The organism is Paenibacillus sp. J22P90, from assembly GCF_059692195.1.
In genome coordinates this window covers 55089-78562 of sequence record NZ_JCAUAY010000010.1, presented here as the reverse complement: position 1 = coordinate 78562, position 23474 = coordinate 55089, and the positions used below count along the sequence as shown (strand labels likewise).

Annotated in this window: 14 protein-coding genes and 1 riboswitch; of the genes, 4 read left to right on the top strand and 10 right to left on the bottom strand. The window is 45.6% G+C overall.

Annotated features, from left to right (window positions below; translation table 11 throughout):
• Positions 1-181: 181 nt before the first annotated feature.
• Positions 182-2332 carry a 5'-nucleotidase C-terminal domain-containing protein gene (locus AC58UX_RS26850; protein WP_497258446.1) on the top strand — a complete coding sequence of 717 codons (2151 nt, stop codon included), beginning with the start codon at positions 182-184 and terminating at the stop codon, positions 2330-2332.
• Positions 2333-2418: 86 nt separating this feature from the next.
• Here AC58UX_RS26850 and AC58UX_RS26845 read toward each other — a convergent pair whose 3' ends face one another.
• The 4 genes from AC58UX_RS26845 to AC58UX_RS26830 all read right to left on the bottom strand — a co-directional run bounded on the left by AC58UX_RS26845 (position 2419) and on the right by AC58UX_RS26830 (position 6212).
• The gene (locus AC58UX_RS26845) at positions 2419-3213 is read right to left on the bottom strand and encodes a DUF2705 family protein (protein ID WP_497258444.1); all 795 of its coding nucleotides are present in this window, start codon (positions 3211-3213) and stop codon (positions 2419-2421) included.
• A 26-nt stretch (positions 3214-3239) separates the two neighbouring features.
• Entirely contained in the window at positions 3240-4037 is a 798-nt protein-coding gene (locus tag AC58UX_RS26840; protein ID WP_497258442.1) for an ABC transporter permease subunit, read from the bottom strand.
• A 6-nt stretch (positions 4038-4043) separates the two neighbouring features.
• Positions 4044-4928 carry an ABC transporter ATP-binding protein gene (locus tag AC58UX_RS26835; RefSeq protein ID WP_497258440.1) on the bottom strand — a complete coding sequence of 295 codons (885 nt, stop codon included), beginning with the start codon at positions 4926-4928 and terminating at the stop codon, positions 4044-4046.
• Positions 4929-5045: 117 nt separating this feature from the next.
• A riboswitch (cyclic di-AMP (ydaO/yuaA leader) is annotated at positions 5046-5211 on the bottom strand.
• Positions 5212-5381: 170 nt separating this feature from the next.
• Positions 5382-6212, bottom strand: a complete 831-nt coding sequence (locus AC58UX_RS26830; RefSeq protein ID WP_497258438.1) for an AraC family transcriptional regulator — start codon at positions 6210-6212, stop codon at positions 5382-5384.
• A 142-nt stretch (positions 6213-6354) separates the two neighbouring features.
• Between AC58UX_RS26830 and AC58UX_RS26825 the strand changes: the two genes are divergently transcribed.
• Positions 6355-8415, top strand: a complete 2061-nt coding sequence (locus AC58UX_RS26825) for a beta-galactosidase (protein ID WP_497258436.1) — start codon at positions 6355-6357, stop codon at positions 8413-8415.
• A gap of 276 nt (positions 8416-8691) precedes the next feature.
• Here AC58UX_RS26825 and AC58UX_RS26820 read toward each other — a convergent pair whose 3' ends face one another.
• From AC58UX_RS26820 to AC58UX_RS26805, 4 genes are all read right to left on the bottom strand, one after another.
• Positions 8692-11445: an alpha-L-rhamnosidase gene (locus tag AC58UX_RS26820; protein ID WP_497258434.1), complete on the bottom strand. Its 2754-nt coding sequence runs from the start codon at positions 11443-11445 to the stop codon at positions 8692-8694.
• Positions 11446-11456: 11 nt separating this feature from the next.
• Entirely contained in the window at positions 11457-12278 is an 822-nt protein-coding gene (locus tag AC58UX_RS26815) for a carbohydrate ABC transporter permease (RefSeq protein WP_497258432.1), read from the bottom strand.
• A 4-nt stretch (positions 12279-12282) separates the two neighbouring features.
• The gene (locus tag AC58UX_RS26810; RefSeq protein WP_497258430.1) at positions 12283-13158 is read right to left on the bottom strand and encodes a carbohydrate ABC transporter permease; all 876 of its coding nucleotides are present in this window, start codon (positions 13156-13158) and stop codon (positions 12283-12285) included.
• A 68-nt stretch (positions 13159-13226) separates the two neighbouring features.
• The gene (locus AC58UX_RS26805) at positions 13227-14588 is read right to left on the bottom strand and encodes an ABC transporter substrate-binding protein (protein ID WP_497258428.1); all 1362 of its coding nucleotides are present in this window, start codon (positions 14586-14588) and stop codon (positions 13227-13229) included.
• Between the two features lie 183 nt (positions 14589-14771).
• Here AC58UX_RS26805 and AC58UX_RS26800 point away from each other — a divergent pair, with 183 nt between their 5' ends.
• Both AC58UX_RS26800 and AC58UX_RS26795 read left to right on the top strand, forming a co-directional pair.
• Entirely contained in the window at positions 14772-16586 is a 1815-nt protein-coding gene (locus AC58UX_RS26800; protein ID WP_497258426.1) for a sensor histidine kinase, read from the top strand.
• 7 nt (positions 16587-16593) lie between these two features.
• A complete protein-coding gene (locus tag AC58UX_RS26795; RefSeq protein WP_497258424.1) occupies positions 16594-18096 on the top strand; it encodes a response regulator in 1503 nt (500 codons plus the stop codon).
• Positions 18097-18369: 273 nt separating this feature from the next.
• Here AC58UX_RS26795 and AC58UX_RS26790 read toward each other — a convergent pair whose 3' ends face one another.
• Together AC58UX_RS26790 and AC58UX_RS26785 are read right to left on the bottom strand one after the other, a co-directional pair.
• On the bottom strand, positions 18370-20808 hold the full coding sequence (locus tag AC58UX_RS26790; RefSeq protein WP_497258422.1) for a discoidin domain-containing protein: 2439 nt from the start codon (positions 20806-20808) through the stop codon (positions 18370-18372).
• 227 nt (positions 20809-21035) lie between these two features.
• Positions 21036-23378, bottom strand: a complete 2343-nt coding sequence (locus AC58UX_RS26785) for a helix-turn-helix domain-containing protein (RefSeq protein ID WP_497258420.1) — start codon at positions 23376-23378, stop codon at positions 21036-21038.
• Positions 23379-23474: the final 96 nt, after the last annotated feature.

Genomic DNA, 23474 nt, shown 5'->3' with positions numbered 1-23474 from the left:
TTGAAGCAAAATGTCAATATTGTCAAACACATAGAGTAGATGGAAGTTAAAGGGACTTCATTTGTAATTTACTAAAACAATTAATAATTTCTTTACTTCTCAAAATCTAGCATTCCCTTTATACTAATAGATGGGTTTATTAACCAACGTTCTATTCATATATAGGAGGAATTGTTAACACATGAAAAAAACATTCACTACTCGCCTCACTGCGCTCGCGCTTGTAACCGTTCTCACTAGCTCTTTCGCTAGCAGTCTAGCATTTGCCGAAACAGCCGCACCTTCTTCTCCCGTTTCAATGAAATCAGATATGCGTCTTGCCATCGATAACGGCGTTGTAGAGGGCTACGGGGATACAGACTATCGTGGTGCTAATGCTGCTACTCGCGCTGAAGTGGTCACTATGATTAACCGAGCTGCGAAGCTGCAAAGTGCAGATGCTGGTTCTGTTGCGTTCACGGACCTTGCGACTTGGCAAAAACAAGCGGTTGCGAATGCCGTTGCAGCGAAACTCATTAGCGGCTTTGCTGATGGTACGTTTGATCCGAATGCTGCCGTGACTCGTCAAGAGCTTGCAGAATTAATCGTTAAAGTCGTAACTGGCGGCCAACTGCCACAAGTGAATGAGAATGTGTTGAACTACTTCAAAGACTCTTCGTCCATCGCGAAAGAATCCCGCCCATATGTTGCCTATGCTGTCATTAGCGGAATTTTCACACCTACCCTCGACGGTAACTTCAACCCTACTGCTGAAGTAACGCGTGATGAAGTAGCTAAGGCGCTTAAGCCTATTTTATTTAAAGTGGTTGATATTTTAACAACCAATGATATTCACGGTAAAATTGAAGTCGGCTTCGACAAAAAACGTAATCAAGGTCAAGGCGGTATCGAGACACTTGGCGGTATCGTGTCCGATTTCCGTGCTGTCAATCCCAAAGGAACAGTCGTTGTTGACGGCGGTGACGCTTGGCAAGGTACGCTGATTTCCAATACAACGAATGGCCAATCCGTAATGGATACGATGGCGCAAGTGCAATACGATGCTGCGGCAATCGGAAATCATGAGTTTGACTTCGGCCGTGACGTTCTGATCGACAATATTAAGAAAGCTAAATTCCCTATTCTCGGGGCTAATATTATCGATGATCAAACAGGTAAACGCGTTGACTGGACACAGCCCTATGTCATTGTTGAAAAAGATGGCCTAAAAATCGGCATCATCGGCTTCGCAACGCCACAAACGACGACAACGACGAAATCAACAAACATTAAAGGTCTTTCCTTCGTAAATCCAGTTCCTTTGGCGAAAGAATTGTCAGATGAGCTTCGCGCGAAAGGCGTCGATATCATCATGGTTACTTCCCACCTACCTGGAGAGCAAAACCAAAAGTCTGCTGAAATCATTAGTGAGCTTGCTGATCTGGCAAAAGGTACTGGCAATGGCACCCTAGATGCCATTGTTGGCGGTCATTCCCACATGCGTGTTGCCGGTATTGTGAATGGCATTCCTGTTGTTGAAGCTCAAAGCTGGCTATATGCGGTTGGACACATTCAACTGTTTGTAGACAAAACTACAAAGCAAGTCGTTTCCTCCAATGCAAGCTTGTTAGAAACATATACAAACCTAACGACAGCTGACGCGAAAATTCAGCAAGCCGTTGAAGAATATAAAGCCAAGATTTCGGCGAAATCGGGCGAAGTAGAAGTCGTAGTTGCTGAGCCGCTAAATCGTAAATCTTTCCGTTTTGCTACGAATGGCGGGGCTGACCGCGATGGCGCAACACAGTTAGGAAACAGTATCACGGATGCTATGCGCGCTTCTGAGAAATCCGATATAGCGTTCACGAATATTGGCGGTATTCGCACGGATATCGACAAAGGCGAGCTAACCTATGGTGAAATGTTCGAAGTACTTCCTTTTGGCAATTACAACGTAACAGGGACAATGACTGCTGCACAAATTAAAAAAGCACTCGAAGTTACGGACAAGTACACAAGTCTCCCAGCTATTCAATTCTCAGGTTTGAAAGTTGAATGGGATAACACAAAGCCACTTGGTGAGAAATATTCCAAAATCACTTTAGTAGATGGCACTCCGATCTATGTCGATGGCAAGTTTAATACAGACCGTACATTCAAAGTGACAACCAATGATTTCATGGCTACTGGCAGTGGCGATGGTTTTACGGTTTTTGGTGAAGTAAAGGATTGGAAAGATGGCGCCATCATGCTAGATGCATGGGTGAATCACGTTAATTCCCTGAAAGCCGCTGGTAAAGAGTTATCTGTCCAAGACGATGGTCGCGATGTGCGTTTGGATTTGAAGAAATAAGCTATCATAATCATTATTCATCTCATTAATGAAGAAAGACCTTTACCGCATCCAACTATGGATAGGGTGAAAGGTCTTTTTTAACTCTATACGTGCAAATCCCGCTTCTTAAAAGAAACATAAGTAACAACCGTTAGCACAGCAATGACGACTGCCGAAATAATCACATACACGGCATCAAATCCACCGCCATACATGATATTTTTTGCCTCATAATATTTAAACGGGGTTACATATTTCAAAAATGCCAGCTTCTCATTAAAATCAATGGCAATTGATAAAATGAACGTGATGAGCATGATGCCTGTTGCAAGCGAGGCCGCCTTTTTGGAATTTTTATTAACGGCTGCAATAGCGGTACCAATGACCAGAAAAAGCAGCTGCAAAATAAACATACCCAGCATGACGATCGAGATGTCACCATTGACAGCCTCGCCTTTACTGTAAGCCCCAACAATCAACATACTCGAAATCCATGACACGAGATTAAAAATAAGGATGTTCACAAAAGCGCTCAGCAGCTTCCAACTGATGATTTGATTCCTGGACAATGGCTTCACGAATAAAAACTCAGCCGTCTTATCCCGCTCTTCCTTCGCGATAATGTTGGCCCCAAGCATTGCCGCATGGATCGTAGCCATCAACAAGAAATATAGAACCAGGATGCCGAAATAGCCGCTAGCTTTTGATAAATCTAACGCACCACCACCCATGATGACTTGGAGGGACTTTGGCATTTCTGCCATTAGATCATTAATCTGTCCGTTGGCTGCCGTTGCTTGATACTTATTCATACCACTGGCCACTAGAAAAATAAGCCCTAAGCTCCAGAAAATCATCGATTTCCGATACGTTTTCAGTTCTCTCCAAAAAATATTCACTAGCTGTTCCCCCCTCTCACCCGCAGTTATACGGCATGAACATCCTTTTTCGTATAGATGAAGTAGCTGGCTGCAATCGAAACGATGATAATCGCGATGGCCGCAATGACATAAGAGGCTTCATAACTGGCATGCGCGAGCATGTATTTCCCACTAAAATATTTAAATGGCGAGAAATATCGTTTGGCTCCCTCCCCATCTACGGCAACGATCATTCCGATTACGAAAAAGGCAAACACCGTACCAAGACTGACGGATAAGACGGCTTTTATTTTAGAAAACACGACTGAAACAATGAATCCAATAGCTAGAAACATCAGCTGGATAAACAGTAATGTGAATGAAATCAATAGAAATACGTTCACATCAAAATCAACCGTTTTGACTTGAAGCGCCATTAGATAGGCTGCAATGATATAGATCACACAGGTTATTATTAATGAAACAACTGCCGCTAATAGCTTGGAAGTCAATATTTTCGTCCGTGTGACGGGCTTCGTAAGAAGAAAGTCTGCGGTTTTCTCACGAACCTCTTTGGAGAGTATTGACGTTCCCAAAACCATGGCTTGAATGGCTCCGCAAAGCGTAATGTACATAAAGATATACATATAGAACCCAAGTAAGGTACCAAACGTTTCAATTTGAATACCTAGCGCTTTCCTGACACCTTCTGGATACCCCTCTAATATCTTGGAGAATTCAGCAAAATCCTTAGAGACCGAAGGAAAAAGGGATAAGAATAAGACGATGACAGCAATTAAGGAGCACGTCCACGTGATCGTAGATTTCCGGTAAGCTCGCAATTCATGAAGGAATATATTCATTCCGTGTTAAGCCTCCTTCTCGTAGTAGTGCATAAAGATCTCCTCTAGATCAGGCTCTTCGATCCACAGATTTTCGATTTCTATCTCCGCAATTTTTCGCATCACTTGATTAATGTTGCCTTTAAATAAGAAGCTGGTTGTCTGTCCTTGGACATCAATGTTATTGACCCCGGTCATTTTGAAAAAATGAGGGTCGAGCGCTTGCGCCGTGTCAATTTTGAACCGCTTGAAATTGTTTTCTTTTAACGTGCTGATTTTCTCAACCGTCACAATCCTGCCTTCCTTAATAATCGCGACACGATCGCATAATCTCTGTACTTCACTCAAAATGTGAGAGGAAAAAAGAATCGTTGCTCCCCTTTTATTCTGTTGTTCGAGCAATTCGAAAAACTTTTGCTGCATGAGCGGATCCAGTCCGCTTGTCGGCTCATCCAGGATGATGAGCTTCGGATCGTGCAGCAGCCCTTGGACAATGCCCACCTTCTTTTTGTTGCCCAAAGATAGATCATCGATTTTTTTCGTAACATCCAAATTCATAATTTCGGCTAACTCATGGATTCGTTTCGTGCAATCTTTCTTGTAAAAGCTAGCCGAATACTTGAGCAGGTCGATCACTTTCATGTTGTCATAGTAAAAAACTTCCGACGGCAAGTAGCCGATTTCCTTCTTAATTTCAGGCGCAAACTGGATGCAGTCTTTTCCGAAAATTTTGGCACTGCCGCTCGTTGGAAAAATCAGAGACAGCAGCGTTCGAATCGTGGTTGATTTCCCTGCCCCATTCGGTCCAATAAACCCAAAAATCTCCCCTTCTTCGATTGTAAAACTAACATCCGTAATACCTCTTGCATTCCCATAGGTTTTGGTCAAATTATTGATTTCAATAGCATGCATAGTATAGCCTCCTTGTAGCATTTATGTAACTTTTTGGGTTGATGGCATGCAAAAAGAAGCCCTAAGAGCAGAGAATCTCTACTCTCGGACTTCTTGATCATAACGAAGGCGAGGGTGCGGTTCTCTCTCAATGCACTTACGAGGTTAGCTGTCGGATTCGGACTTGAGAGCGTCCTACCTAATGCTTGTGAGCATCAGGATTCACCCCATGAAACCATGTGTTGCTTGAATGGCTTCGGTTGGTTCCCCCGTTTCCCAATTGGGAATTAAGTGGTTTCTTTTTACAAAAAATCAACTTGTCGTAATGAATCTTACGCCGATCTTTATCGAATGTAAAACGTGTATTCGCCTTTAATTATTGCAGATTTGACTTTGGCAGTCGATGAAAGCGCATTCATAGTAGAGTGACGTTGATTATCCCCTACTTTTCTGCTTATTAGTGCTTCTTAGGAATTAAGCATTATACAGCCGCCGATACTCCTGTGGCGTCAGTCCGGTATGCTCACGGAAACGCGCAATAAAGTAGCTGCTCTGGGAAAAACCAATATGCTCGGCCACTTGTTTAATTGTCCATTCGGTAGACATGAGCAGCTGCTTAGCTACAACAAGACGAGATTCAAATAGCCACACCATCGGGGTCCGCCCCATTACTTCGTGAAACATCCGGCTAAAATAATAAGTACTGAAGCCTGCCTGCTCGGCCATCTGCAAAAGCGTTAGTGGCATCGTGCAGTGCATACGAATGTATTCCGCAACCTCTCTCATTCGAGCACGCTTATCCAGTATTGTCACTGTTCCATGCGTCTCCGCACGTAAGGCAAGCTCAGCAAGCAGTTCATAGAGTTTTACGGCCAATTGCACCTCGTTCCCATCATGAGGCGATGCCAGCTCCAATAATCCCTCAGTCAGTTGTGTGAGCTTAGCTAAATCACTATACGTAAACAACCACACAGCTGAAGTGCCTTGATCGTTCAACAGCCTGTCGAGTCCCTCACCTGCAAGATGTACCCAGAATACTTGCCAGGGATCGTTCGGATCTGCCCGATACTCCTGCTCAAGACCCGCCCCGTAATAGAAGCCTTGTCCTGCTTCTAGACAAAATTCCTTCCCGTTTGCTTTAATATAGCCTTTACCGCTTAACACGATATGCAAATTGGCTTGTTGCAACTGCCCCTTAAACCGCCGCTCCTGATGTTCGGGGAATTTCGCATATTGGCCAATCATATCCGGATACACCGTGTAGTGTTTGTACATTGGCTCCGGTAATACATAGTGAATTTTCATGTGTCCTCCAAAACGCAAGAATCTGATACATGGGGCAAAATGTTAATATATACATAATATTATAAAGAAATATAATGAGTACATAAAGGATTTTAAATAACAATAAATTACTATGTCAATAGAAATGAGGATGTTGTTACTTATGGAAAAGACCATTCCAGGCGACAAATTTGATCTAGGCGTGTGCTACTACCCTGAGCATTGGGCGGAGCAACTATGGGCAGATGACTATAGGAGAATGCGGGAAATCGGCTTCACCATCGTGCGAATGGGTGAGTTTGCATGGAATATTTTTGAACCTGAAGAAGGGGTTTATGCCTTTGATCTATTCGACCGCGCGATTGACCTTGCTCACGAACATGGGCTGAAGGTCATTCTCGGCACTCCGACGGCAACTCCTCCCGCTTGGATGAGCTATAAATACCCAGAAATTCTGAATGCTACCTATGAAGGTGTGCAGTTTCAGCATGGGGTGAGACGTCACTACAATTACAGCAGCTCTGTTTATCGCGACTATTGCGCGAAGATTACCGAAGCTATGGCAACTCATTATGCGAACCACCCTGGCGTCGTAGGCTGGCAAATCGACAACGAGCTTAACTGCGAGGTAAATGTCTTCTATGCGGAGGCAGATCATGCCGCGTTTCGGAAGTGGGTACAGGAGAAGTATGGTACCTTGGACGCTTTGAACCAGGCATGGGGTGCCGTCTTCTGGAATCAGAGCTATTCGGATTGGGAGCAAGTGCACTTAACTCGCCCTGCGCCTAGTAAATCCGCTAACCCTCATCAAGCACTGGACGAAAAGCGATTTATCTCGGATAACACCATATCCTTCGCTCGTTTGCAGGCAGACATCTTGCGTGAGCTAGCACCAACTCAGTGGATCACAACTAACGGCATGTTTGGTCATCTAGATAGCCATGCCATGACGGATGAACTGCTGGATTTCTTCTCTTTCGACTCGTATCCGAACTTCTCAACCATTTGGAGCGATGCCGATCGGGAGAATCCACTCATGGACCGCAGCAATTCCAACCAGCTCACCAAGGTACGTTCGATCTCCCCCACTTTCTGCATTATGGAACAGCAATCAGGCCCTGGCGGTTGGGTGAACCGGATGGGACAACCTGCACCTAAACCAGGCCAAATGCGATTGTGGACTTATCAGTCTGTTGCTCATGGGGCGGATATGGTTCTGTTCTTCAGATGGCGAACGGCAACTTTTGGCACGGAGATTTATTGGCATGGCATCAACGATTACCATAACCGTTCCAACCGAAGGGTTGCCGAAGCCGCAACAATTGGCCGAGAATTAGGGAAAATCGGGGAGGTTATTGCTGGATCTCGTTTCACAGCGGAAGTGGCCATTTTACACGATTATGATAATGAATGGGATGGCGAACTTGACCTCTATCATGGTCCTCTAACAGGCGAGAGTGAATACAGCTGGGGGAAAGCTCTACAGTTCAGCCATATTCCTTACGATTATTTATATGTACAGAACAAGACTATCCTAGATGACCTTACTCGTTATAAAGTACTCATCTACCCGCATCCAGCCATTATGTCAGAGGAAACGGCTGAGCTGCTGAAGCAGTATGTAGCAGGTGGAGGCAAGCTTATTTTCGGAGCACGCTCCGGATATAAGGATCAACGCGGACATTGCCGCATGACGCCATTCCCTGGTGTCGTCGCGGAGCTTTGTGGCGTGACGGTCGAAGACTTTACGCTCATCGTGAAGGAAGCAGCGACACCGAACATCCGCTGGATCGATGGCGGAGCCGAAGCGAGTACACCTGCGCGTCTGTTCAACGACATTCTGCTGCCAGAGAGTGACAACGTACAGACACTAGCCGTGTTTGACAGCGACTATTATGCCGGCAAACCGGCGCTTACCCGCAACCCTTATGGCAGCGGTGAAGCCTATTATTTCGGGGCGGCGTTCAGCCGAGACGTAGCGGATGCCTTGATCCGCCGCCTTGGGCTGCAGCCTGCTACGGCAGGCTGGGCGGAGCTGCCGCCTGAGGTTGAGGTAGCAATCCGCGTGAAGCATGATCGGCGGTTTGCCTTTGTCTTGAACTACACCGACAAACCGGTCAAAGCCAAGCTTCTGCAGGAGCTGGAGGACTTGTTGGAAGGTGCATCGGTTAGTCCAGGGGAGCTGGAAATTGCTCCGTATGGGGTAAAGGTTTTTGCACTATAATTGCAACTATGAATAAAAAAAGAGGGTGCCTCACAAGCCGAATATGCGGCAGGGGGACCCTCTTTCTGTCGTGAATACATCCGTCAAAAGTGCAAATAGGCAACCTTTTCTAGTGGCAGGACCTCTCGATCTAAAATGCGTGCAAATGAGCAACTATTTCCGCCGCTACGCCTTATCTGGGCACCTTTTCGGTGCTAGAGGTTGCTCTTTTGCAATTATTTCCCTCTATTTCGTTGTTTTCCTCGAAAATAAGTGCCTTTTAGCATCTTTGACCATTTACGCGACGGTCACTTCAAACCTGTACTTCCCAGATTGCACTTGCACGACTGTCCAATTTCGTTCTTCACCAACAATGGCTACACTACCGGCATCATGTATCAAAATGCCAGACTCCATCACTCGCGAACCTTGTAGCTTAGGTAGGTACACCAGAGCCGTCAAATTTGCCGGAAGCTCAACATCAAGCTGCAAATTCCCCTCTGTATGGTGCCAGTTCACTTTTACATCCCCTTGAGGCATCTGATGACTGGCTTTTACCCAGGCAATCCCTTCCGCCAAATAGGGCTTAATCACAAGCTTCCCATGGTCGCTTGATCGTCCGTCATAATCCCTAGCGATGCCCGCGAGATGACGATAGAACCACTCCTCAACGTGCCCCAGCATAAAATGGTTCTGCGATTTCCCCATCGTGGGACCGTCCCAATGCTCGGTCAGCGCTGTTGCGCCATGAAGAATCTGATACCCGTAGCTCGGGTCATCAGTTTGATTCAGCATCTGCGCAATGATGTCCGACCGACCGCCATCGCCCAACGCCATCAAGACGAAGCGGTGCCCAACGTCTCCGCTCGTCGTATGGTAACCCCGCGAAGCGATATCTTGGCAAATATGATTGAGGACAATTCCTTTCCTCTCGTCATCGACGAGTCCCATGGCCAGCGGTGCTGCATTGGAGGTTTGGCTGCCCGACCCATATTGACCTCTCGCTGCGTCATAGAATTGGTCGTGAAAAGCAGCTTTTACGCGCTCCGCTCGTTCCGCTAAATCCGCCGCTTCCACCGACATGCCCAGTATCTCGGCGATTTGGCTCAGCACGTAGAGGTTGTAATAATAAAACGTTGTCGCCGTAATTGGAACTGGTGTATTCTGTGCAAAAGGCGGATTCGGCCCCACGTCCGCCCAGTCTCCCAAACCATGCGTCAACACATCCTGCTCCGCTTTGCTCTCAAGATAATCCACATAACGAATCATCATATCGTAATGTTCTTCCAGAATGCGCTCATCCCCGTACCAGTGGTACATGTACCATGGTACTAAGATCGCTGCGCTTCCCCACTCCGGCGAATCGCGGAAGCCCGCTTCAAACACCGCATATTCCGGAGCAATGTCGGGAATCAAGCCGTTTAACAATTGTGCGTCCTCCATGTCTCGGACCACTTTGCGAAACAAATGAGGCAGCTCATAATTGTACATCATGGATGGACCCATGAGATGTACTTCTTCCAGCCAGCCTAACTTTTCGCGATGCGGACAATCGGTGAATACACTCTTGATGTTGCTGAGCATCGCCCAGCCAATAATCTCATGAATTTTGTTCCACATGGGATTGGAGCACTCAAAGGAGCCGATGGTTGGGATATCCGGATAAATAAATTGCCCAGTCAATGCCTCCAGAATGGGCATTCCAGATATCCCCTCCTGGGAGACAAACTCTCTCGGAACAGCGCCTTCGATTTGGATATACCGGTAGCCCGTATAGGTAAATTGGGGATGCCACGTTTCTCTTTCATTTCCTTTTTTCGTATATAAAAAATAATTGCTTTCATCCTCAATCTGCTGCAGCTCCTGCTTCACACAGCCGTGTTCATCCACCAACTCAGCGGGTCTAACCACAACGCGGCTTCCAGCCTGTCCTCCAGATAAGGTGAGCGTGAACCACCCAGAAAAGTTTTGGCCTAAGTCAGCGACATAAATGCCTTGATCAAACTGACTCCATGTGACGGTGTTAAACTCTCTCATCACCTTCAATGGCTGGTTCAGCTCTGCTGCCAATTTCCCCTGCGGAGCTTCCACCTGTGAGGCCTGCGACCACGAATCATTCATGACAAAAGCTGGCATGTCCCATCCAGTCTGCTCACGTCTAGCATCGTAATCCTCCCCACCGTACAGGCAGGAATACACAATCGGTCCGGGCGCAATCGACCACTGCTCATCCGTCACGATCCACTCGATTTTCCCGTCCGTATACTGAATGGACAGCTGCATGATCAGCTTCGGATCGCCTTGCTCCACATCCTTCGCCCCAAAGTCTCGCTGTACGCCATCTTTCATATAGCGTCCCGGCTCATTGTGCACATTGTAAAAGCCATTGCCCAGCATGACACCAACAGCGTTGGCACCTTGTCTCAACAGCGACGTAACATCGTGAACCACATACTGGCACGTCTTCCTCGGGTTCGTCCAGCCAGGCTCCATGACAGAGTCGCCTACTTTTTCCCCGTTCATCCTTAGCTCGAGTTGTCCCAAACCGCAGATGTAAGCTCTTGCCCGTAGAACAGGGCGATCCACTGTAAACTCTTTGCGCAGTAATGGCAGCGGAACAGATCGAGCGTAGCCCTGCGCAGGACGCCATGCCTCACGAAGACGATCTTCGGAGCCAAGTCCAATCCACTTCGCCAGCCAATCACTTTGCTTAAGCAGTCCCATTTCCCAACTAGCGAGACCACTTTTGGTTACAACGTTCTCAGAGTCCCAAACCGTAACCTGCCAGAAATATTGCTCTCCAGACAGCAGCTCAGGACCTGCGTAAGTAATTAAAGCATTTTGCCCAGAGCTCACTTTTCCGCTATCCCACAGATCAGCCGCACTCTCCATAAGTTTCTCCGCTGTCGAAGCCACTCGGATCTGATACGCAGTCTGCCTAACACCCCGCTGCTCCGTCGGCCTGAAACGCCAACTAAACCTTGGCTCCGTAACATCAATACCTATTGGGTTCACTCTGTCCTCTACCAGAAGACTCGCAATTTCCAGCATTTTAGCCACTCCTATCCCTTAATCGCTCCTGCTGTCATCCCCGCAACAATATGCTTCTGCATGAGTACATAAGCCAGAACAACAGGCAGCGAAATCATCATAATGTCCGCAAACACCAAGTTCCAATCCGACGCATGCTGACCAAAAAAGAAAAAGACCGTCAAACTCAGCGTAAATCGACTTGGACTATTTAAAAAATAAAGTGATAAATTAAAATCGTTCCAGATCGTCATAAAAGTTAAAATAAATGCCGTCGCATTAATCGGTTTCAGCAGCGGAAAGATGACCTTCAAGAACAATTGAAATCCTTCCGCCCCGTCAATACTTGCTGCTTCATCAATTTCACGGGGAACACCTGTAAAAAATCCAATGTACAGATAGGTCGTAAATGCAAAATTCGTTGCGATATATAAGAAGATGATCCCCACGTAATTTCCCGTCAAATGAAGTTCCTTCAGGAACATATACGTCGTAATAATGGAAATGGGGAGTACCATGCCCGTCAATAGAAGAGAGCGTAGAAACCGGCAAAAAGCATCATTTCGGCGTTGAATAATATAAGCAGAAAGTGAACACAACAGGATGACCCCGATTACACTGGCACCTGTGACTAAAATCGTGTTACCGAACGCTTTTCCAATATGCGCCTCACGAAATACTGTGGAATAGTTCTCCCATATTCGCCAAACCTTCGGTAAAGCAAGGCTCAAATCGGCCGCTTCTTGTTGGTTCTTAAATGAATTCAGTAAGATGAGCACGGACGGAATGGCTACAAACATACTGAGTAGGACTGCGATCAATTCAAGAGAATAACGTTTAATCGGCTGGGGCATCGCTTTACACCTCTTCTTCTCTGTTTCCTAGTAATTTGTTCAGTACGAGTACGATAGCAAGAATCATAAGGAAGAGGATCACATTGGCAGCTGTCGCTTCGCCGAACCGCCCCTGAGCAAAGCTTTTGAATATAACGATATTGAGGACGTTGGAAGCATTGCCTGGCCCTCCACCCGTTAGACCGTACACGATGTCAAATACCTTCAGACCGCCGATGATACTGAACATAATATTCGCATTGGTCACCGAGCGCAGTAAGGGCAGTGTTATATATCGAAACTGTTTCCATTTGTTGGCACCATCAATGGTTGAAGATTCATACATATCGCGAGAAATACTTTGTAATCCAGCTAAAAATAAAACCATGTGAAATCCAGTCCACTTCCAAATTTCTACGAACGATACCGCATACATGACAATCTGACGGTCAGTAATCCAATCTTTTGCCCAACTCTCCAGATGAAGTAATCTTAGCGTTTGATTCAATATCCCCTGCTCGGGATGATAAATAGCTGTAAAAGCTAAGGCAACCGCAACGCTGCTTAAGATCGCCGGGAAGAAAAGCATGGAGCGCAGATACACTGCTGACTTGAGCTTCTGGTTTACGTATAGAGCTAACGCCAAACCAAGGGTTATTTTTATAATCGTAGTTAGGATCGTAAACAAAAACGTATTGCGAAAGGAAATGGTCGCATCCTCGTTATCCAGCAGGCTTCTGAAGTTATCCCATCCGATCCAATGAAACTTGCCAATGCCACTCCAGTTCGTAAACGCATAATAAAAACTAACAACAGAAGGAAGAACGAAAAAGACGACAAACACCAATAGGCCGGGAAGAAGCATGCTATAGGAGTAATTTCTCTTATTCAGCGTTTGCATAGAACACCTCTCTCTGAATGAAGAAAGAGAGCTGCACGCAGCGGCTCCCTTCCTTTTCAAGCTCCATGTTACTTAAATTTCGGATCGTCTTTCGCTTTTGCATTCTTTTCAAACTCTTTCTGCATCGCATCCATGACTTGGTCTGGATTTTTGCCGCCAGCCATCAAGTCTTGAATGTACACTTCAGGTGTTCCATAGCCATATTTGAAGCCAGAGCCAAAGTTAACGACACCTTTGCCTTCATCCACAAACTTCTTCGCATCTAGCTCCGGAGGTGTCAGCTTTGTTTTCGACACACCTTTGATCGCTGGAATACCGCCTTCGTTGGCGAAGAAAATATTTTGTGTCTCAACAGATTCAAAATAGTTCATGAACTTTTGCGCTGCCTCTTGATTTTTGCCTTTTACAACATACATCGCATTCGGGCTAAACAAAGGCAACCGCGGTTTGCCATCATCCACAGGCATCATGAACGCGCCAATATCGTTCAACTGATCAGGGAACTTCTTCGTCATATCCGTCATGACCCAAGTCGCCATGTAGTACATGCCCGCTTCTCCCGTTGCAAGCGCCTTTTGCGCGTTATCATACGTATCAGAGAGGAAGCTTTTGTTGATATAGCCTTTAGTTTTGAGATCTAGCATCACTTTTAAACCTTTTTTGAAGTTCTCCATTTGTCCAAACTTCATCGTATTCTCATTGATCCCTTTGACCAAACTCACATAATCTGGCGTCGCTGCCGCCTCAAACGGAGCTAACTGCAGCGTCCAAGCGTCTTTTCCTGAGAAGTACACGGGTGTTTTGCCCGCTTTTTGAATGGCATCGCTTACCTTTAAGAAATCATCATAGGTCGTAGGTACTTGTAAATTTAAGCTTTGGAATAACTTTTTGTTATAAAGAACGACCCCCACATTCGCGCCTTGATAAGGACCGGCGTAGAATTTCCCATCCACATCCATGGCACCTGTCCACGCTTTGGAATCAAAATTTTTCATCCATTCTTGCCCATCCTGCAGCACGAAGTTCTCGGCCGGATTACCAAGTTGGGTAATATGGGCTTGATCTGAGTAATACAAGAGAATGTCTGGTTTATCTTGAGTGGCAAACCGGGTTTTCACTAAGTTATCCCCTTGGTCGCCATCGGCAATTTTTTCAAGCTGTAAATCGAAGCCTTTCGTCGCAGCATCCTTCACGACCGCCTGCATCCCCGCTTGATCCCAGGAAGCATGCATTAATACTTTTAATGATACATTTTTCGCTGGTGCTGGCGTCGCCGTTGCTGCTGTAGTAGCGCTAGCTGCAACCGTTGCCGCTGCCGATGGTGAAGGTGATGCGCTGCCCCCGCTCCCACACGCTGTTGTTAAGATCATGGTAGATGCCAAAACTGCTGATATTGTTCCTGCCGATTTTACCGTTAATAAACCCCTCATCTGTATTCCTCCTCTTGTAAATGCTTACAAACCTAGTGTATAGGAATTACGTTTGTCGATAAATGGAGATATGTTCATGGGGAAGTGGACTTTTATTCAATCTTCAGTTCCCCCGGATAACTGTATTGATTCCTCTCTTTTTTTCAAGTAAGCTTGTCTTACAATTTAGGAAGGAGTCGTCGTATGTTCGCTTATAAGACCTTCCAGTTCCGATTATTTATCACCTATTTGATTGCTATGTTAGTTTTCGCCACGGTCATCGGGGTTCCTATGTACTTGTATTTAAAAGGAAATATTGAGTCGAACATCGCTGGCAATGTTGAACAAAAGGTGGAAACTTCCTCTGCGCAAGTAGATCAGTGGTTTCAAGAATTCGCTAATATTACGACCCAGCTTTATTTAGATAATACCGATAATGCTGTCGTACGGCGATTAGATACACTCTCCTCATCTGGCGTTGACATTGATAAGCTGAGTGTAAGTAAAACTATTTATAACAACCTCTCGCTTCTTACTGAAATTCATAAACAACTGAATCGCATGAGTATTGTTACGGCTAGCGGGGATCTTTATTCAAATAAAGACTATTCTAAATCGTCCTCACAGTTGTTAAATGAGATGAATGTACAGCCGGTTCGCGAGGCAAAAGGAGCTGTTGTCGTCCGCTTCTATGAGCATGATCCTTGGATTTCTCCTGGTGCTGAAGGGAATCAGCCTGTTCTTTCTTTTTCAAGGCAATTACGGGTGGCAGATCGGGAAATTGGTTTCCTAGAGGTTCAATTCACAGCCAAAGAACTCATGCAAACGCCTTATCAAGGAAAGAATCCACTCTCAAATGTCAATTTCGTTGTATTCTCTGAAGATACCATCCTTTATCCTACGCCCAAAGAGCACGCAATGATCGCAGATAACGTTCAAACTGTACGTTCTTTGATGAGTAGCGCTACCCATTTTAGCTCTTATCTGACCAATAATCGTGGTGAAAGCGCTTATATCGTCGCGATCCGTTCTAATCATACGCCATTTACGGTCATGTATGTAATTCCGAAGAAAGAGCTTTTAGCGCCTCTTCAACTATTTCGGAATGTCACCTTGCTGGCCGTCGTACTCTTAATTCTGATGTCAACCGCCGTCTTTTACATTTTATCTCGAACATTGACTTCGCCCTTATTCAAGCTTAGAAAAGCCATCGACTCCATCTCACTGGAGGATCGCAGTCCTGATATTGATAATAAATTCAATGAAGATGCCATTGAAATGCTGAATCGCTCTTTCCGCAGAATGAGTGAAAGGCTGCAGCAATCCTTGGAAGAGACGGTCCAATTTCGGACGATGCAGCTGCGTTCTCAATTCGAGGTGCTGCAAGCACAGATCAATCCACATTTTTTATTTAATATGCTGGGTGTGATTAAAGCGCTGGCTGATCGAGAACGGAATGAGCAGATATCGGACATTTCAGGGAAGTTAGCTCAGTTCTTGCAATACCCCATTACAACCAAGAAAACAGTTGCCCATATGGGCGAAGAGATTCAATTCGTAGAAGACTATCTCCAACTGCTTAAAGTGAGATATATGCACCGTCTTTCGTATACGATCGATGCGCCAGAGCATGTACACAGAGTTCAAATTCCGAAATTGACCATACAGCCACTCGTTGAAAATTGTATCCAGCACGGTTTTATTAGTAATCCGATCCTGATGATCCATGTCCACGTCAACATTTTCGATGACCGCTGGGAGCTATTAATTAAAGATAATGGACCGGGCTTTCAAGCGGAAAAACTATCCGACATCCAGCAACAGATGAGTGAAAATAATGAAAAAATACGTACACATCAAGCCCTTGATCCGCTAACGATCGGAGGGATGGGATTAATTAGCACGTATATCCGACTGAAGCTTCTGTACAAAGAAGATCTTTCCTTTGTTATTGGCAACGGGAAGGAAAACGGTTCGTATATCCTCATATCCGGGAAGCTTGATCACAAGGAAAGGTGAGACAACCATGCATATTTTAATTGTCGACGATGAGCCTTTTTTTATCGAGGAATTAAAGCGGATTATTAACAAATTTAGACTGGAGAATGGGTTATCCATTGAGGACATTCACGAAGCTTACAGTGGGCAACAGGCTTTACAAATCATTGAATCTGCTCGTCCTGATGTAGTGTTCTCGGACATTCGGATGGCGTCTATAGACGGCTTAGAGCTTGCCCAGACGATTCAGAAAAAATGGCCAGACCTCCCGGTTATTATCGTTAGCGGCTACCCTTCCTTTGACTATGCACGCGAAGCCCTCCGCGCTCAGGTGATGGAGTATTTGCTTAAGCCCATCGATGAAAAAGCCATGCATCAGCTGCTTACTCAATTATATGCGAACCACGATCAGCGGAACAAAGAGGAGATTTCCCTGTGGTTACAACAGTTAGTTGAATTGAGCAAGCCGGAGGATTTAGAAATCTGGCGAGATGCCGCTCCGAAGCAATATGAGCAGTTTATGATCGGTTTGATTCGAACGCAAGAAGCGATACATCCTGTGCAATCTAGTAGTTCTGAACAGGAATACGTATGGATCAATGTCTGTACAAACAAGTGGGATTACCTTGTCTTTATCGGCTTCACGAAGGAGCAGTCTGAATCCAGATATGGAGATCCAAATGACATTCTGGCTACGTTCATCAAGAAGCCTGAGCACATGTCCTTCATCTACACACCAGAGCCAGTTAAGATTGATCTCATGGCGCGAACGATTGAAAGTTTATATCAGCAGTTGGACTTGACCAAAGTTATTGGTGAGCAGCTCAATACACCTTTGCTCCCAACAGCCTCCCTTCACTCTTTGAATCAAAAAGAAGATAAACTTGACTATCTCGTTAATAAATTAACGGCATTCGTCACGAGCCAAGATGAGCCCTCTTTTCGAAAAGAGATGGAAAAGCTCTTTAAGGAATGGAAGCATGCGCAGTGCAATAACCATGTTATTGAGCAAGGCCTCAAACAAATTCTACGCGCTGTAGCCAAGCACGAACCGGAGTGGACAACGTTTACGTTGAATCGGTTAAACAAACAGATCGAGGAAATCATCGTATTCGCCAATAGCTTTGAAGAAGTTAGCGAAGCCTTTTGCCAGATGATCTCTCCGCTGTTTCAGGAAAACAATGAGGCTACGAAGCCTGAGGATGACTCCTCATCCTTATATCTGAGAGTAACGGCCTATATCACGACACACCTATCAGAACCGCTTACCATGAACGATATTATCGATACATTCGAGTTATCCAGAACGTCTATTTGGTCACTGTTTCGTCAGCATGGCAAAACAACATTCATCGAGTACCTGACCAATAAACGACTGGAAAAAGCCAAAAAGTTGATGAAGCATTATGATTCGATGAAACTAAAAGACATCGCTGAACAGGTCGGCTATATGGACCATCATTATTTTAGCCGTATTTTCAAGTCTGTAACCGGGCAGACGCCTACGGAATATAGGAGTCAGCTGGGCTAAGAGCTGCGGGGCAATGGGCAGTCCCACCGGGCAAAGATGCGAAAAGGCACTTATTTTCGAGAGAAATAAGCCAAAATAGATAAGTTTAGTGCGAAAGTGCAACCTTTGGGAGTGAATTAGTGCTCAAATGAGTCGCGTTGGCAGAAATAGTTGCACTTTCGCAAGCATTTTTAATCAGAGTAGCATTCTGATAAAAAATGCTGCTTTTTTGCAATTCTACAAATGCAAAAAGGGTGCCCCGCCACATACATGGCTTCGGGGCACCCTTACTTTTTAATTGTTGACCTCTACCTCAGCCAACTGCAGCATATAACCGTCCGTACCAACTTGTCTGAGATTCGTCGCATAAATGCGGATTCTGTCTGTGTTGTCCGCAAAGCCCCATGAGAAGGATTGCCCCGCGTTTCCTGGCTTCGCGTAGCCCGTCTTCACAACTCTGTCCAGCCACGTGGACCCGTTCCACACCTGAATCTTAAAATCTACCGGGAAACCGTCTCCGACATAGCCGGCATCGTTTCTAGGGTAGAGCGTGACGCTCGAGAACGTTTTGATCGATGGCATGTTGATTTCAATCCACTCGGTATGGTTCGTCGTGATGCTTACTTGGCTGGAATAGCCATTCGCCCCGCTGACCGTATTCCGCTGTCCGTCCACAAGTTTACCTTTAAACCAGCCGAAATTCTCTACCGAGCTTGATGCCGCGATTGGAGAATTAAGCGCCAAATTCACCTTAGCGTTCGTATTATAGGCTTGCAACTCAGCTAGCTGCATAAGGTAATTGCCGGATGTTCCGTTTAATTTCGTTCCCTCAAATCGGATATAGCGATAGTTAACCGTGGAGAAATTAAACGTTTGCGGGCCGACAACAGGCGCGCCGCCGTTATAGTTCGTTCGACTCGTTCCTGAAATCGTCGTAAAGTTAACGCCATCATTGGAGCCTTTGATCGAGAAATCTACGGGGAAATGGTTGCCTTCGTAGCCCTGGTCATCTCTTCCGTAAGCGACAATGCGATTGATGTCCGTTGGAGTGCCCAAATCAACGGTAACCGACTGCGTTTGCGTTGCGACGCTGGATGCCGGCCAACTGGTCCAGCCCATCGCGCCATTACCGATATTACTAAGCAGACTATGCGTCACTTCATCGGTCAAAGCGGCTTTGAACCAGCCGAAATCTTCCGCGCTAGAGCTTGAGGACACTGGCTTGCCCGCTGCTAAATTCGGATTTGGAATGAAGGTATTCGGAATGATCGGTCCTGGATTCACTGCATTTGATGTCGGTGCAAGCAGATATTGGACCACACTGTATGGCGCTAAGGTAATCGTTCTAGTAAACGTATTGCTCGAAGCAACAATGGAGCTTTCGATCGGATCCATGCTCTCGCTAGGCCCAATGCTGTAGCCTCTCAAACCGCGCGCGTAATCCTGATAGTAGTTCCCATGAACCGCATCAACTAAATAACCCGTCACCGAAATGTTTTTCCCAGCAGCAGCATAGGGCAAGTTATTTTCCGTAATGGTAAACGTATTCGTTACATTGGAATTGTTCCACGCGATTAACGATGTCCCCGTACTCGCTGTATCTTTGGTCGCGAAGCCGAATGTATTGTTATCGGCATGACCAGTTACCGTCGTCGTCAACTTCGTCCCGTACATGTTGTTGTACATTTTAGTCACATTAAATACAGCTTTGCGATGATTATCCACGGTTAAGAGCCCTAGATCACCGTTAAACTTCTGCGTAACACTCCAAGCCTCTGTCGGCGAAAAATAAAAGATTTTGCTCAGATTGGCCTTATTGGAAGCTAAGTACATTTTTCTTGCGGCATATGCGCCTAAGAAATTCGTATCCAATGAGGAGCCTGGCCCGGTTGCCATGTTATACGTGTAGTTCCATTCATTGGCTAAGATCGGCTTGCTGCCCAATCCACGGCTATTCAACATCGTTTGAATGGCATCGACACTATTCCAGTCCGTATCTGTTTCGCCATAAGCGTGATAGGATACAAAATCAAAAGGCACAGTCGGATGGCTTTGCAAATAGTCGAGCAAGGACGTTAAATACACAGACACATGGCTTGCTTCACCATTTCCGCCAACAAGAGCCGTAGGATCAATAGCTTTCACGGCTGCCGCCGTATTGGCATATAACGTATTGAAGTCAACGGTTGTGCCTGAGAAGAAATTAATCGGCTCGTTCCACACTTCCCAGTACCAGCCGGTATGCCCGAGATTTTTGTAATGCTGAACCGTCGCCTTCACGATATTATTCCAATCCGTCATGCTGCTCGGCATCGCATTCCAAGCGCCTAACTGGCTCGGCGTATAGCTGAGCGTCATGAATGGCGTCATCCCTTTGGCCAGCAGCGGTAATACGACTTTATCTAACTGATCAAAAATGTAAGTAAAATTCGGGCTTGTGCCCTGAACGATATTGTAATAGCCAGGGTCAAACAAATGATCCAAGCGAATCAACTGCAGACCGGCCTCCGCATATTTGTCATACTGTTCAGGTAAGAAATTCAGATTTTTTGTTGCTGCATAGCCGCCTTGGGAACCGTTTAACAATTTGGACTTGTCATAGGTCCCCGTGCTGGAGTTGTAATCTGCTGTAATGGTAATGTTAGCCGCATGTGCTGAGTTAGGAAACAGGTAGGCACAAGACATGAAAACTAGCACACAAATGAGTGAAGCTAAAGACATTTGACGTTTCATATTAATCAACTCTCCTTTTTAAATTCTCTATCGATCTAGCTTGCGTTGTTGGATGGATCCCCCTTCCCTGGTGAAAGCCCTTTCATAACTCCTACTGTACGCGATCTGATTTATATTTTAAATAGAGTTTTGTTTAACAGAGAGGTGGATATTTGTTCATTTCCTCCGTAAATGAAGCAAAAATCCAGCATCCTCGAGGGGTGCTGGATTTTGAATCATTGTGCTCTTTATTTGTTATGCAAACCATCCCTGTATTGCCCCGGTGTCTTTCCTTCGTACTTTTTGAAGATACGAATGAAGTAGGGCGGTTGATAGCCAATCTGCTCGGCAATATCATTAATTTTATCATCCGTTTGGTATAACAGCTCTTTGGCCTTATCCAGACGTACTTTCGTTAAATAATCAATAAAATTCATCCCTGTAATCTGCTTAAAGCCTAGACTGAGTTTCTTCGCATAGGTAGCGTTCTGCTCGGCGCATGATTCTAGCGAAATATCCGTCATATACGCATTGTGGATCCTAGCGACCACCTGCTCAACCAGTTGCTTCAGCTTCATATCCTGGTTATCGCCAATCCATTGCACATACGGTTCAATTACACTTGAACGGAACCAAACCAGCATATCACTAGGCTCATGTAGTTGTGTCAGCTCTACATGCAGCTGTTTACCGCCATAAATCGCATGTAAATTGTACCCAGACTGAATGATTAGATGATGTATGCTTCCGAGCAGCTGCAGCATGCCTTGCAGGACGTAGAACTCCTTGGCGGAATTGCGGGTCAGCTCAGTGATGAACGTTTCAGTTAGCCCGATGGCTTCCTCGGCTTCTCCCATGCGTACCGCTTGCAGCAACTCCTTCTCCACCGTGAGAGGATAGGTAAATGGTTCATAGTCATTTTCGGACCAGCTGCCCATATCCAATACTTGATTACCTTCTTCTAAATCACGGAAACGAAGTGCCTGACGCGCCTGAACAATCAAATCGGGTATCGCTTTTAACTGAGGGGATACTTTCCCGATACTGATGGTTACCTTTACTTTCAACATTGTATGAAGGTTATGTATGATTTCGTCGCCTAAGTTCATAAGCTGTTGTTTGATGCGTTCGATGTCCTCTTCTTCAGGAAACATCATAAAGAGACCAATGGATAAATCCTGAAAATTGATGACGCTTGCCCCTTGCATCCGGCTATTTACGAGTTCCTCGACGATATTCGCCGCAGCAAAGGTTACTAATTGCTCATCGCCTTTCTCAAACTTCCCTTCCACTTGAGAAATCCCAAGCAGTTCAATGACTGTAAATGAAAACTTCTTGTTCGTCACATCCCAACCGTACGTCTTCATTCGCGTGCTGATTTCATGCTCGGACATGTAATAATAATGCCCTTCCACAAATTTTAGCAAGAATCCGTCACGCAGCGCCGGCAAGCTCATCTCCAACCGCGTTTTAAACACTTCGCTCTCCTGAGTTACATGCAGCCAGCGATTCTCAATGAATGCTAACTCATCCTTGCTGTTGGTTAACCCATCATCGCTTCGCCCAGAACGAAAGATGCCTACTAGCCTGCCAACAGGCTGATAGAGCTTATTTGAAGCAAACCAAGACAGCACAATGGCAATTACTAAACCGAGAATACTCGCAACGATCATCAAATGCGACATAATGACAACCGGCTTGGTAAGAAGCGTTAATGGAATCGCCGTCACATACGTCAAGCCAATCTTAGGCATTTCAAGTTGTGCAACCGCGTATTTCTGACCTTCATAAACAAATTTAAACGAAGCATCCTTGTTACCGCCGACAATTTGCTCCCTTAATGCCGAAGTCAACGGACTGACTAGCTGTTTTTCCTTAACACCCGTTGTCACCCACGCCATATTTTTATCCAAAATAAAAGCGGCTCCTGTGCCATCAGGGTTCAGCCCGCGCAGCAAGTTGTTCATCTCATCTGGATTCAAATCAACAATGAATGCTCCATAGGGCTGACTGCTGATGACTGGCAGCTTATACACCAACGTCATCTTCGACAATTGCGTATCCTTGCCTGGAATTAATCCAAATTTCCAGAAAAAACCGCCGTCGGCTTTCAAGTTTTCCTTGTACTGTGCGATCTCGTCCTTTGAGGCGATCGGAACTACTCCCTTATCCGGTGAAATCAGCACATTTTTCTGTTCCATATACAGCTGAACCTGCTGAATCATACGATCGGCATGAGAATAAGTGGTCAACAACTCAAACATATTTTGTGCCAACCGAAAATTGTCTTCATAAGAATCAATCCGTAATTGATCGTTGAATACTTGATTTTGCGCCAATTGGTTGGTTATGATTTCTACCCGCTCAAATTGCGCGCTAAGCTGCTCTGCCGCTTGCTTCAGCCGCAATGAGTGCGTATGCTCTACCTCGCGCTCGATGTGTGCGGTGCTGATTACATAAGTGCTGACCGCGATCAGCGCTGTCGGTAAGCTAGAGATGAACAGTACAATAGCAAGGCTTTTGCGGAAAAAACGTCCTTTTTCTGTTCGCTTCCTTGCTAGGTTTCTGAAACGCCAAAGCCAAAGCTTCATGATGACTATCCCCCAAACTTCCGCTTGAAAGCGTATACGATTTTACTAAGTATACCAAGTTTGTTAGGCAGAAACCAGAGAAACGCCAAGCCGGAT

What these genes read in the sequence shown, in the direction of transcription:
- AC58UX_RS26785 (WP_497258420.1), bottom strand. Translation starts at nt 23,378, where the DNA reads ATGAAGCTTTGGCTTTGGCGTTTCAGAAACCTAGCAAGGAAGCGAACA.
- AC58UX_RS26815 (WP_497258432.1), bottom strand. Translation starts at nt 12,278, where the DNA reads ATGCCCCAGCCGATTAAACGTTATTCTCTTGAATTGATCGCAGTCCTA.
- AC58UX_RS26790 (WP_497258422.1), bottom strand. Translation starts at nt 20,808, where the DNA reads ATGAAACGTCAAATGTCTTTAGCTTCACTCATTTGTGTGCTAGTTTTC.
- AC58UX_RS26795 (WP_497258424.1), top strand. Translation starts at nt 16,594, where the DNA reads ATGCATATTTTAATTGTCGACGATGAGCCTTTTTTTATCGAGGAATTA.
- AC58UX_RS26810 (WP_497258430.1), bottom strand. Translation starts at nt 13,158, where the DNA reads ATGCAAACGCTGAATAAGAGAAATTACTCCTATAGCATGCTTCTTCCC.
- AC58UX_RS26805 (WP_497258428.1), bottom strand. Translation starts at nt 14,588, where the DNA reads ATGAGGGGTTTATTAACGGTAAAATCGGCAGGAACAATATCAGCAGTT.
- AC58UX_RS26800 (WP_497258426.1), top strand. Translation starts at nt 14,772, where the DNA reads ATGTTCGCTTATAAGACCTTCCAGTTCCGATTATTTATCACCTATTTG.
- AC58UX_RS26820 (WP_497258434.1), bottom strand. Translation starts at nt 11,445, where the DNA reads ATGCTGGAAATTGCGAGTCTTCTGGTAGAGGACAGAGTGAACCCAATA.
- AC58UX_RS26835 (WP_497258440.1), bottom strand. Translation starts at nt 4,928, where the DNA reads ATGCATGCTATTGAAATCAATAATTTGACCAAAACCTATGGGAATGCA.
- AC58UX_RS26840 (WP_497258442.1), bottom strand. Translation starts at nt 4,037, where the DNA reads ATGAATATATTCCTTCATGAATTGCGAGCTTACCGGAAATCTACGATC.
- AC58UX_RS26850 (WP_497258446.1), top strand. Translation starts at nt 182, where the DNA reads ATGAAAAAAACATTCACTACTCGCCTCACTGCGCTCGCGCTTGTAACC.
- AC58UX_RS26830 (WP_497258438.1), bottom strand. Translation starts at nt 6,212, where the DNA reads ATGAAAATTCACTATGTATTACCGGAGCCAATGTACAAACACTACACG.
- AC58UX_RS26825 (WP_497258436.1), top strand. Translation starts at nt 6,355, where the DNA reads ATGGAAAAGACCATTCCAGGCGACAAATTTGATCTAGGCGTGTGCTAC.